Genomic DNA, 12405 nt, shown 5'->3' with positions numbered 1-12405 from the left:
CGTTCAGTAATTTCTTTAAACGCATTTTTCCATTACACTATTCCCTATAACTTTTGTGCTTTTACTTTCGATGTGAGATCGAAGCGAAAGCTGTCTGCATGCCTTTGAAAATTCGCGTGGCCTATAATTGCAATGAACCAAACTGTCCATAATTCTATGGAAGATGCTCCACACATTCGCGTTTTGGATGAGTGGCAAGAAGCTATTCCAGAAGATTTGTACATTCCACCCGCTGCATTTGAAATTCTATTAGAGCATTTCGAAGGACCACTCGACTTTCTGATTTACCTGATTCAAAAAAATGGCTTCGACTTATTACAAGTCGATATTGCCCCAATTGCATCCCAATATTTGTCTTATATGGATGCAATGAAAGCTCTAGATATTGAATTAACCGCAGACTATATGGTGATGGCAGCCCTATTGGCCGATTTAAAATCGCGTCTATTATTGCCAAAACCTAAGTCGACCGCTGCACATGAACAAGATACTAAACAGGAATTGATTGACCGTTTAGAAACGTATTTGCGCATCAAACAAGCTGCGGAAAGATTAGGTCAAATGTCGGTGTTGGATCGAGATACTTTCGATACCAATGTCAGTTTAGGAACGATTGTCGAAACCAATGATGGTTATGACATTCAATTACTTCGTGATGCCATACTCTGTGTTTTTAATCGACCAGAACCGGTTACCCACCAAATTTTACAAGAGCCTGTTTTACTCGAAGAACGTATTGCTTATATTGAAACTAAGCTTGAGTCAGGTGAAGTATTAGATTTTGCGGACTTACTCAAGCCAAGCCAAGGTCGCATGGGTGTTGTCGTGACATTTATGGCTGTATTAGAACTGACACGCCAACAAAAAGTCCAAATTGTCGCATCAGGTGTAGAAGCACCGCTTGCAATTCAGGGAGCACGTGCATGAACACTGAACTTAAACAAATGACTGCGGTGTCTTCAGAAGATAATCTGCATGAAATTTTGATGCAGCTTGAAGCCATTATTTTTGCCAGTGAAGCGGCGGTGAGTATTGCCCGTTTAAAAGAGGCTTTCCAAGACCGTTTCAGTAAAACCGAATTACGCCAATATTTGCAGCAGCTTTCAATGCTGCAACACGGCAAATCAATTGAACTTGTTGAAACCGCTCAAGGTTTCCGTTTTCAAGTACGTGCAAAATATCGTAATATTATTGCACAGACCTGGCCTGAACGACCAACTCGTTTATCGCCATCCTTGCTCGAAACTCTTTCTGTCATTGCTTACCATCAACCGGTAACCCGCGCAGATATTGAGCAAATCCGTGGGGTGACCAACAATAGTCAAATTTTACGTACGTTATTTGACTGGAACTGGATTAAAGAATCTGGTTTTCGTGAACTCCCAGGACGACCCGCGTTGTTAGTTACAACGCCTCAATTTTTAAATGCTTTTGGTCTAACCTCATTGGGCCAATTGCCTCCCCTGCAGGATGCCAAGGAAGCTTTTATGGCCCTCGATGCGAATGCACCGAAGTCATAAATAGGTGAACTGTTGATGATAATTTCTAAGGTTATGCTGTCATGAGTGAAAAATTGCAAAAGGTGCTCGCACGCGTTGGTTTGGGTTCTCGCCGTTATATGGAAGAAGTCATTGCCGCTGGTCGTGTGAGCGTAAATGGGCAAGTTGCCCAAGTGGGTGAACGTATTGAACCGGGTGATGAGCTTCGCATCGATGGTCGTAAAGTTCAGTTCCAAATTGAAGACGAAATTCGTCGCCGTGTGTTGATTTACTATAAACCAGAAGGCGAAATTTGTTCACGCAATGACCCTGAAAACCGTCCAACGGTATTTGAACAATTACCTCAAATTACAGGTGATCGTTGGGTGATGGTGGGTCGTCTAGATATCAACTCTACAGGTCTATTGCTGTTCACGAATGACGGTGAACTGGCGAACCGTTTAATGCACCCTTCTAGCGAAATCGAACGTGAATATGCCGTTCGTGTCATGGGTGAAGTCACTCCTCAGTTAAAAAACAACATGTTACAAGGCGTTGTTTTAGATGATGGCCCTGCAAAATTTGAGTCATTCTCTGAAATTGGTGGTGACGGTATTAACCGTTGGTATCAAGTGGTCGTAAAAGAAGGTCGTAACCGCGAAGTTCGTCGTATTTTCGAATCTCAAGGCTTAAAAGTGAGCCGTCTTTTACGTACACGTTATGGTTCAGTAATTCTGCCACGCGAACTGCGTACTGGTCGTTGGATCGAGCTAGATAAACAAGATATCGACAACTTAACCAAGTCGGTTGAACTTAAACCACGTCAAGGTACTGGCCTGTTTGGTATGGCTAAACGTCGTACTGAACGTATGCAAGACAAACCAATGGCAGCACGTCGCGGTGGTTACTTACGCCAACAACGTCGTGACAGTGACGAAAACCAGCCACTACAAAGCAATGGTTATCAAGACAATCGTGGCGAACGTCGTACTGGTCGTAGTGAAGGTGGATTCCAAGGCAATGGATTTAACCGTTCAGAGCGTCGCAACGACGGTTTCAACAATAACCGTAATGATCGCAACAGTGAAAACTTCGGTAACCGTGAACGTCGTAACGACAATTTTGGCAATCGTGAGCGTCGTAATGACTCTGTGCCAAGTCGTGCATTTAGCGGAAACAACAAAGGCTTTAAGAAATTTTAATTTCTTAAGTATAAAAAAACCGCTCATTTGAGCGGTTTTTTTATACCAACACTAAATAAATTGTTCAGTGGTTTGTGGAATCGCACTCAGCAAACGCTTGGTATATTCATGCTGTGGTGATCGATACAGCTCATCCGAGTTTGCAATTTCAACGATATCACCATGGTTCATCACCATGATTTGGTCAGAAATATATTTCACCACAGATAAATCATGTGAAATAAAGATATAGCTCAAACCAAATTCATCTTGTAAATCTTGCAATAAGTTCAGAACTTGGGCTTGAACCGAAACATCTAGGGCAGAGACAGACTCATCACAGATCAAAATTTCTGGCTTTAAGGTCAAGCATCGTGCAATGGCAATACGTTGACGCTGACCACCAGAAAACTCATGTGGATAGCGATAAAATGCTTGGGCAGGCAAACTGACACGCTCAAGCAAATCAAACGCCATTTGCTCGCGTTCAGCATCATCCTTCCCTATCTGATGCACTTGCATCGGCTCCATCAAAATTTGACCCACAGTAAATCGTGGATTGAGCGAAGCATATGGGTTTTGGAAAATGATCTGTATTTTGCGCTGATATTGAGTAAATTCTTTGTCACTCATCGCCAAAATATCATGACCTTCAAACAGCGCCTGACCACCTGTCGCTTCCTGTAGTCGCATCAGTAAAAGGCCAATTGTGGTTTTACCTGAGCCAGACTCTCCAACCAACCCGAGCGTTTTACCTTTCGCCAGTTGAAACGAGACACCTTTGACCGCCTGATACTCATCCTTACCAAATAAACCCTTGCGGCTATAAAACGATTTTTTCAGGTCTTTGACATCTAAAATAATCTGTTCATTACCCGTAAGACCACGCGTTCGTTGTCTACGGGTTTCCTCAGATAAATGCACATCCTCAATCAGCTCATCACCATTTTGACGCATAAAATCACTGATCATTGGCAATTTATAAGGACGTTCTGACATCTGCGGACGGCACTTTAGCAAAGCTCGAGTGTAGATATCTTTAGGATGATCCAGCACTTCATTGACCAAGCCTTGTTCACGGATTTCTCCATGACGCATGACAATCACCTGATCGGCAATTTCGCTTACCAATGCTAAATCATGCGTAATGAACAGCATCGACATCTCACGTTTCTTTTGCAAGGCTTCAAGTAAATCTAAAATTTGCTTTTGAATCGTCACATCAAGTGCTGTGGTTGGCTCATCAGCAATTAACAACTTTGGCTCACATGCAATCGCCATAGCAATCATGACCCGCTGTTGTTGACCACCTGACATTTGGCTAGGATAGGCATCAATTTTCGTTTCAGGAGAAGGAATACCCACTTCCTTCAATAATTCCAGAGTCCGTGCTCTTGCCTGCTTACGCCCCATACCTAGATGAAGTCGTAATACTTCTGCAATTTGATCACCCACTGTAAAGACTGGATTGAGTGACGACATCGGTTCCTGAAAAATCATCGCAATATCTTTACCACAGATATTACGCATTTCTCTTGGAGACAGACTCAGTAAATCCTGCCCTTCAAAAACTATTTTACTGCTTGCATCTATACGGCTTTGATCACGTGGCAACAGCCCCATGGTTGCCAACGAGGTCACCGACTTGCCACTGCCAGATTCTCCCACAAGCGCCACAGTTGTATTGGCAGGAATGTCAAAAGATATTCCTTTGACCGTTTCGATATAGCTTTTGTCTTCGGCCTTAAAGCTCACTTTCAGGTTTTGAACACTGAGGAGCGTTGGTTTAACAGTTTGATTTTGTTCCGTCATCCTTTACTCCTCCTTATTTCAATTTTGGATCTAATGCATCACGCAATGCATCAGTAAACATCGAAAATGCTGTAACCAAAACCGCCATCGCTACAGATGCTGCGATAAGCTGCCACCATTTACCTAAAATCAATTCACTTTGTGCTTCATTAAGCATACTACCCCATGACACAACCCCAACAGGAACACCAAATCCCAAGAAGCTCAAAATCACTTCCGACTTAATAAAGGCCACCACTAAAATCGAGATTTGCACCAATGCAATATGACTGACGTTCGGAAAGATATGCACAAAGATGCGTCGGAAATGACTCACCCCTATCGCTTTGGCAGCAAGTACATATTCACGCGAAGTATGTTTCATATACTCTGCACGAATCAGGCGATACACCCCCGTCCATCCAGTAAGCCCTAGAATGAGGACAATCGATAAGATCCCCTTTTGTTGTAATACAGCTGCAATCGCAAGAACCAAGAGTAAATACGGAATCGAGGTAAAAATGTTATAAAACCAGTTTAAAATATCATCGACCCAACCACCGAAGTAGCCAGAAATTGCCCCTAAAATTGTCCCAATCACGACAGCAAGTAATGCAGCTACCACGCCAACAATAATAGATGTTTCAGCACCTTTAATGGTTTTTTGCAGGACATCCTGCCCCCATTTATCCGCACCAAACGGTAAAGTTTGTTTTAGCTCGCTTTGTTGATCTAACAAATGGCCACCCAATTGCTGATCAATCGCTTTCATATCTTCTGCTAGTGGATCGACAACTCCATAGTAGTCAATTGCATTGGTACCACCTTGCTCAGTCGCAATCTCTGCATTCAGTTCAGCAATTACATCTTTTAAAGGATCAACAGGATTTTCAGGCAATGCCATATCTTCTGCTGATGCTTTGGTTTTGGCTGTTTCATTAAGTTCCGCCCCAATAAAACTTGGAGGTGCATAACTCACAGCCACTTCTTTATTCCAATTGGATGCAACCAAGCCTGTCATCGACAATAGCAACACCACGAAATAACACAGTACAACGAACAACGACACCATCGCTAATTTATCGGCTTTTAGGCGTCGCATCGCCAACTTCCACAAGCCAGTCGATGCAGGTGTTGATGCCGTTGCTTTGGTCTTATTGAATATTCCTAGCATAGGCCACCTACTTCAACTGAACGCGAGGATCGACAAGTTTATAAATCAAATCCGCGATTAAGTTAAAAATCATTGTAGCCGCTGCAACGTAGACCGTAATCGCCTTAATGACAGGGAAGTCACTGCGTTCAACAGCAATAATGACTTCACGACCAATACCCGGAATACCAAAGAATCGTTCAATCAGGAAAGCGCCTATCAGCAGTGCCGGTAGACTCGACATGACATCGGTAATAATTGGAATTGAGGCGTTACGCAGTACATGTACACCTAAAATACGGCTTTCACCCACCCCTTTCGCACGCGCAGTTCGAACATAGTCTTGATTGACTTCATCCAATACAAAACTACGGTACAAGCGCAAAGTTGGTGCAATACTCACCACCAACATAATTAAGATAGGCAGTAAACCGTATTTAAATAAGTTTTCGCTAAAGTGATCACTCCAGCCTTGAACCGGAAACCAGCTTAACTGATATGCAAAAACGTATTGGAAAACAATAATGTAAACCAAAATACTAATCGACATACCAATCGTACATAGCATCATAATCATACGATCGGTTAATGTGCCACGAACTGAAGCCACAGCAAGTGCCAAACCAATTGAAATGATCGTTTGCAAAATGGTTAAAGGAATTAAAATCGTCAGTGATGGTCCTAGACGGGTCAAAATAATATCTGACACCGACTCACCTGTACTCCAACTCATTCCATAATCAAAAGTTAAAATCTGCTTAATGAAAATCCACAATTGGACATAGTAGGGTTGATCAACCCCCAACTGTTGACGGATGTTTTCAATTTGCTCTGGGTTCGACATTTTGCCTGCTAGAATATATGCAGGGTCTCCACCTACCCAGTTAAATAAGAAGAATATGAGCAGAACAACCCCCAACATCGTTGGGATCATCTGCCATATACGCCGTATGATATATGCCAGCATAAAGTTGTCCTTACTTCACTCGTTGTCCAGTAATTTCATCAAAGAAAGCTTTGTTATCAGGTTTACGACCTAAGAAATCATGCACCAATTTTTCTGCTTCATATTGACCACCTTGCGACAAGATCGTTTTACGGTAGCGTTGTCCCACTTCTGGGTTATTTAGGTTATCTCCGAAAGCAGACAACATATCGAGTGCCATCACTTCAGACCACATATAGCCATAATAGCCAACTTGGTAACCGCCCATGATATGGTTGAATTGTCCTGGGAATTCAGTGCTTGGGACATAGCCTAAAGCTGTCTCGCCTTCCATTTTCTTCCAGACATCTAAGGGTTTAACACTCAAAGCATCTGATGAGTGAAGTGCCATATCATATTTTGCATACAAGGCTTGACGTGCATAATGCAAACCACGTCCATAGCTATGAACCGCTTTTAATTTATTAATCAGTGCGTCATCTACAGGTGGACACGCTGGATTACAGTAATTTGCGAGTGTAGATAAAGTTTCTTTACGACGCGCCCATTCTTCATACATTTGTGAAGGTGCTTCTACAAAGTCGCGCTCTACTGAAGTCCCCGATTGGGATGCATAGCGTGTATTGGACAAAATACCGTGCAAAGCATGACCAAACTCATGAACAAAGGTTTCAAGTTCATCACTATTTAGACCTTTACGGTTAAAATTAGTCACCAAAGCAGAAATCGGTTTACGCTTAGTCAAGGTACTACCACCTTTTACGCCCCAAACAGCCGCATGACCATACTTCCCTTCACGTGGGTATTTATCGATATATAAACCACCAAGCAACTCACCGGTCTTTTTATCTTTTACATCGTAATATTCAACTTCTGACTGCCAAACATCGACTTTCGCAGGCTTAAATTCAATACCATAAAGGTCAGATGAAATGGCAAAAATCCATTCTTGAGATGCTTGGGTTGGGAAATAGTCACGCAATTTTTCTTGATCGATTTGGTACTTTTCTTTGCGAAGTTTTTCACTCCAGTAACTCTCACTCCAGCGATTGATTTCAGCTTTTTCGAGTGGAATTTTCAGGCTTTTCGCTTTGAACTCACGTAAAGTCTCAACTTCTTTTTTCTCTAAAGGTGCCACCGTTTGATGAACATCGGCTAAGAACTTATTCACTGTTTCAGGGTCTTTTGCCATACGGTGTTGCAACACCCATTCGGCATAGCTTTTTTTGCCAAAGAGCTGCGCAATTTCATAACGTAAATCCATTGCTTGCTTTAACAATACTAAGTTTTTCTCAGTACCACGACGCGTGAATGCAGTTTGGTAACGCTTACGCGCATCATCGCTTTCTGCTAGTTCCATAAATGGACGGTATTCTGGGTATTCAAAACCGAGCAAATAATTGCCCTTTTCATTTTTCTTTAAGCCCGAAATATAGCTGTCTGGCAAGCCTTTCAACTCCGCCGGTGTAAACTCCAGTTTTTCTTTATTATCTCGTACATTACGCGCATATTCTTGTTCAATTTTTGCTAATTCATCAAAGATAGCTTTCAAACGAGCACGTTTTTCAGGTGTAAATTGTACCCCTGTATTTTCAAAACCATCCAAGATGTCTTGACGCATTTTTTTATCAATTTCGTCATTGGTTTTGAGTTTTTTAATTTGCTTGTAAAGTTTTGGATTTTGATAAACCGAAGTTTGAAACTCCATAATTTTAATTTCACAATCTTCCGCCGCCTTACGTAAAGCCTCATCAGGATCGACGTTACTATACAGTCCGATTGGTCCATAAAAATCTTCAAATTTGGCAAAAATTTGATCCCACTCCGCCAAAACAGGTGCTGCTTTTGCATTATTTTTTATCTTTTTTTGCTCAAATGCCGCTAAATCTGTTTTCACTTGCTGAATTTTGGCATCACACAGCGCAGGTATTTCTTTGGCTTGGAACTTTGGCAAAGTACTCCGTATTGAATCTTCGGCTTGAACGAATTGGCTAGCGCCGATCATCAACATACTGAGTGTGGTGAGTTTCAAAGCTTTATTTTTCATAATTTCTCCAGTTTTGTTCCATTTTATTTTTTCGGGTCAATATCGATGTACATCCATTCTGTTGCCAAAATTGGATGCTTTTTATAACCAATCACGCGTGGTTGTGACAACACACTACGGTAACGTGCATAATTAATTTGGACAGGCATGTACACTTCTAATATGCGTGACATTTTCCGATAGATTGCATCACGCTCCGGTCCCGGCTTCATACGCTGTGTCTGTTCATATAAACGGTCGTATTCAGGTATTTTTGAACAGCCGTTGTTGGTGACATTGATATTTTTGCCATAGAACAATTGCATAAAATTGTCTGCATCTGGATAGTCTGCGATCCACGCAGATGCTTTAAACATTGTTTGACACTGTTTTTCGGCTTTTAAAGCTTCTGCAAATGGCATCGACTTTGTTGTCATTTTAATTTTGATGCTATCTAAAGTTTTCTTCCAAAATTCACCCAACTGCTGACTACGGCTACTATTGCCCGATATCGTCATTTCAATCGTAAGCGGTTTACCATTCGGTTGAGTACGCCAGCCATCTGCGCCGACTTTATAGTTATAACGATCGAGCAATAAATTTGCCGCTTTAACTGAGTATGGAATACTCGACTTATAATTCGGGTCATAACCGACAACGCCGAGTGGAATTGGGCTTTGTAATTTTTGTGCATCACCATTCATCAAAATTTTGATTTGATTATCTGCTGAATAAGCCATCGCCATTGCACGACGTAATGCAATTTTTTCTTTACTAAAACCTCCAACCACAGGGTTTTGCATATTCCAATAGTGATAGTCGATAGAGGGGTCAGAAATCCGCGACATTTGGATGCCTTTTTTAGCCAACTCAGGCTTTAGCTCTCCATCTTTTAAGGCTTGTACCGACAAATCTCCATCTAGCACCAACAAATCCGCTTCATTTTTTGCAAAGGTCAACCAACGTGATTGTGATTCTTCCATCACCTGAATATCAATCACGCCAATTTGCGGCATTTTTTTGCCTTGCATGGCTTTTACAATCTTTTCATCTTTGGCATCTGATGCTTTAAAGTCCCAGACAAAGCCACGATAGTTAGGATTGGCCTTTAAAATAATTCGTGAACCAGGTGTCCAGCGTGTCAAAATATATGGCCCTGTGCCCACAGGTTTACCCATCACAAAACCCGCTTTGTCTCGATATTTTTCGACCACTTCACGTGCCATGGCCGATGCAGGTTGATGAGCTAATAACATTGGAAAGTTTTGATCTGGAGAATTTAAACGAATGACAAGGGTATACCGATCAGGGGTTTGTATGCCTTCAATGGGCGCATCATAATCAAACTTACCTGTTTTTTTCGCCTTTTCTAGAACCTTCTCCATGCCTAAAATGCGACCATCGAGTAGCCAACTGTTTGGTGAGCGAAGTTGCGGATCGACTAAACGTCTAAAGGTATATGCATAATCAGCCGAGGTTAACTCTCTTTTTTTGCCTTTAAATACAGGATCATCAGCAAAAAAAATGCCTTTTTGCAGGCGAATGGTATAAGTCAAACCATCAGCACTGATTTCTGGCATCGCAGCAGCCGTTTTAGGAACCAACTTTGCCGGCGATGCTAAATAGTCATAGGTATATAAGGTTTCAAAGATTGATGTATTCACATGTGCAGAATACAGATCATGCACGCCAACTGGGTCAAAACCTGTTTCTGCGACAGGGAAAATATGACGTAAAACTTTATTTGGATCTGCTGGATTCTTTGCCAATGCTAATGTCGGCATCGCACTGAACAACACTCCCCCCATCAAACACGCTGTAGCAAATTTGGTTAGCGTAAAATTCGAATTTCGCTTCATTGTAATCCTGACTCAATTATTTTTTACTAGGCTGAATATCGAGATATTGCCAACTGGTGTTCATCATTGGATGTGTTTTATACCCCTGAATTTCAGGGTGAATTAACCAATTACGAATCCGTGTAGAATGGATAATCCAAGGGTTATCCGCTTCAATTTGACGGTTCATTTTTTCATAAAAAGGTTCACGATCTTTAGGTTTCAACACAATTGCTTGCTTATATAATGCGTCATAAGCTTTAGATTGATAACAACTTAAATTCCCTTGTCCTGAATTTGGCCCATATAGTAATTGAGCAAAGTTCTCCCCTTCAGGATAATCTGCAATCCACGCTCCAGACCACATCATATATTTACATTGCATTGCTTCTTTTAAATTGTCAGCAAAGTTACTGACCTTAAACTGTACCCGTATCCCAATGGCATCGAGATTTTTTTTCCATAACTCAGATTGAATCACTGATTTAGAGCTATTTTCAGTATTTATTTTTAAGGTCAACGCTTTACCATCGGGCAAGGTTCGATAACCATCAACACCTTTCTTATACCCAAATCGATCCAGTAATTTATTAGCCAGCAATGGGTTATATCCCAAACTACTGCGATATTTTGGATTAAAGCCACTCACGCCTTCTGGTAAAAACATTTCAGCCTTTACGGCCTGCCCTTGATATAACTGTTTAATCGATTCAGCTTGATTGTATGACATGCTGATGGCACGGCGTAAAGCGATCTTTTCAAGGCTTTGACCACCGACAAGCGGGTCTTGCATATTGAACATGCTGTAGGTGATTTCAGCATCTTTATTTGGATAATGCTTAATGCCGAGCTTTTGCATATCAGGCTTAAGTTTATTTTGAGAATCTAAGGCTTGTGTGACAGCATTTGAGGTCAATTTATCAAAATTTAGCTGCCCTGTTTTAAATGCTAACCACCGTGACTGTTCTTCTTCAATAATACTGACGGAAACCTTGCCGATTTGTGGCATTTTCTTCCCGTTCATTTCTTTGACTAACTGATTGTCCCAAGCGGTGCCTGTCGATTTAAAATTCCAGACAAAACCACGATAATTCGGGTTTGCAACCAATTCTATCTTGCTACGTGGAACATATTTACTGAGCTGATACGGTCCTGTTCCCACAGGATGCTGTGCAATTTTATTGCCATAAAATTCAACAACTTCTTTTGAAATTGCACCAAACGTAACATAGGCCAAAATATATTGAAAATTATAGTCAGGGCGCGTCAAAGTAATTTGCAAAGTATAAGGATCTATCGCTTTTAGGCCGGCAATAGCCGCATTGTAATTAAATTTTCCTGACTTCTTTGCATCCGCAACGACCGCATCCCCGCCTAAGATTTTGCCATCAATAAATGAATAGGTCGGAGAACGGTTAGCTGGATCTAAAATTCGTTGAATCGCGTAAATGTAATCTTGCGCAACTAGCTCGCGTTTTTTTCCCTTAAAGGCTGGATCATCTGAAAAATGGATGCCTCGTTTGATTTTGAAGGTATAGACTTTTCCTTCTTGTTCAATCTTTGGCATCGCTTCAATAGTATTTGGAACAAGAACAACAGGACGTGCTAGATAGTCATATTTCAATAAGGGTTCAAAAATGGCTTCCGCAATATTGCCACTATAATAATTATAGGTTTTGACCATATCAAAACCATCATCCGGTGCTTCAAATGCAATATTTAAAACTTTATTCGATTGTGCAGAAGCTTGAACCTCGGCCATCATCCCTGTTGAAATTAATAATGCAAGGAGCGCTATTTTAAATTTTCTAGTTTCCAAACCTTTTCCTTTCTGATGATTTTTTAATAATACAAAGCCGCAAGCAGACTTTAAATAAAGCCACCTTTACTAAAATAAAATGAACCAGTTTAAATTAAGTTTTAAACGTAGAACTTAATACAGTAATTAATATAAAGCGAAATTCATGCCACCACTCCTTGGTTGAAAGTTAT

The 12405-nt window shown here is 41.2% G+C and carries 9 protein-coding genes; 3 read left to right on the top strand and 6 right to left on the bottom strand.

Annotation, left to right across the window (positions count from 1 at the left end):
• Nucleotides 1-132 precede the first annotated feature (132 nt).
• From FTU02_RS11490 to rluB, 3 genes are read left to right on the top strand one after another with little or no spacing between them, the layout of a single operon-like run.
• The gene (locus tag FTU02_RS11490) at nt 133-927 is read left to right on the top strand and encodes a ScpA family protein (protein ID WP_180157207.1); all 795 of its coding nucleotides are present in this window, start codon (nt 133-135) and stop codon (nt 925-927) included.
• Entirely contained in the window at nt 924-1520 is a 597-nt protein-coding gene (gene scpB, locus FTU02_RS11485) for an SMC-Scp complex subunit ScpB (RefSeq protein ID WP_180157205.1), read from the top strand. Before FTU02_RS11490 ends, scpB begins: the two co-directional genes overlap by 4 nt.
• A gap of 41 nt (nt 1521-1561) precedes the next feature.
• Nucleotides 1562-2680 (top strand): 23S rRNA pseudouridine(2605) synthase RluB, encoded by a 1119-nt coding sequence (gene rluB, locus FTU02_RS11480; protein WP_180157203.1) that lies wholly within the window; start codon nt 1562-1564, stop codon nt 2678-2680.
• A gap of 51 nt (nt 2681-2731) precedes the next feature.
• Here rluB and FTU02_RS11475 read toward each other — a convergent pair whose 3' ends face one another.
• From FTU02_RS11475 to FTU02_RS11450, 6 genes are all read right to left on the bottom strand, one after another.
• Nucleotides 2732-4471, bottom strand: a complete 1740-nt coding sequence (locus tag FTU02_RS11475; RefSeq protein ID WP_180092470.1) for an ABC transporter ATP-binding protein — start codon at nt 4469-4471, stop codon at nt 2732-2734.
• A 13-nt stretch (nt 4472-4484) separates the two neighbouring features.
• Nucleotides 4485-5624 carry an ABC transporter permease gene (locus FTU02_RS11470; protein WP_180085375.1) on the bottom strand — a complete coding sequence of 380 codons (1140 nt, stop codon included), beginning with the start codon at nt 5622-5624 and terminating at the stop codon, nt 4485-4487.
• A gap of 7 nt (nt 5625-5631) precedes the next feature.
• Entirely contained in the window at nt 5632-6570 is a 939-nt protein-coding gene (locus FTU02_RS11465) for an ABC transporter permease (RefSeq protein WP_078190067.1), read from the bottom strand.
• Between the two features lie 10 nt (nt 6571-6580).
• A complete protein-coding gene (locus tag FTU02_RS11460) occupies nt 6581-8596 on the bottom strand; it encodes a M3 family metallopeptidase (RefSeq protein ID WP_180085377.1) in 2016 nt (671 codons plus the stop codon).
• A 23-nt stretch (nt 8597-8619) separates the two neighbouring features.
• Nucleotides 8620-10383 (bottom strand): ABC transporter substrate-binding protein, encoded by a 1764-nt coding sequence (locus FTU02_RS11455; RefSeq protein ID WP_373684252.1) that lies wholly within the window; start codon nt 10381-10383, stop codon nt 8620-8622.
• A gap of 67 nt (nt 10384-10450) precedes the next feature.
• Nucleotides 10451-12178: an ABC transporter substrate-binding protein gene (locus FTU02_RS11450; RefSeq protein WP_180157256.1), complete on the bottom strand. Its 1728-nt coding sequence runs from the start codon at nt 12176-12178 to the stop codon at nt 10451-10453.
• Nucleotides 12179-12405: the final 227 nt, after the last annotated feature.

Source organism: Acinetobacter sp. YH12045 (genome assembly GCF_013419925.1).
Lineage (GTDB): Bacteria > Pseudomonadota > Gammaproteobacteria > Pseudomonadales > Moraxellaceae > Acinetobacter > Acinetobacter amyesii.
This window is presented reverse-complemented; position numbering and strand designations above follow the sequence as displayed.

Excerpts from the sequence above, each read along its gene's own strand:
- FTU02_RS11490 (WP_180157207.1), top strand. The coding sequence starts at position 133 with ATGAACCAAACTGTCCATAATTCTATGGAAGATGCTCCACACATTCGC.
- scpB (WP_180157205.1), top strand. The coding sequence starts at position 924 with ATGAACACTGAACTTAAACAAATGACTGCGGTGTCTTCAGAAGATAAT.
- rluB (WP_180157203.1), top strand. The coding sequence starts at position 1,562 with ATGAGTGAAAAATTGCAAAAGGTGCTCGCACGCGTTGGTTTGGGTTCT.
- FTU02_RS11475 (WP_180092470.1), bottom strand. The coding sequence starts at position 4,471 with ATGACGGAACAAAATCAAACTGTTAAACCAACGCTCCTCAGTGTTCAA.
- FTU02_RS11470 (WP_180085375.1), bottom strand. The coding sequence starts at position 5,624 with ATGCTAGGAATATTCAATAAGACCAAAGCAACGGCATCAACACCTGCA.
- FTU02_RS11465 (WP_078190067.1), bottom strand. The coding sequence starts at position 6,570 with ATGCTGGCATATATCATACGGCGTATATGGCAGATGATCCCAACGATG.
- FTU02_RS11460 (WP_180085377.1), bottom strand. The coding sequence starts at position 8,596 with ATGAAAAATAAAGCTTTGAAACTCACCACACTCAGTATGTTGATGATC.
- FTU02_RS11455 (WP_373684252.1), bottom strand. The coding sequence starts at position 10,383 with ATGGGGGGAGTGTTGTTCAGTGCGATGCCGACATTAGCATTGGCAAAG.
- FTU02_RS11450 (WP_180157256.1), bottom strand. The coding sequence starts at position 12,178 with ATGATGGCCGAGGTTCAAGCTTCTGCACAATCGAATAAAGTTTTAAAT.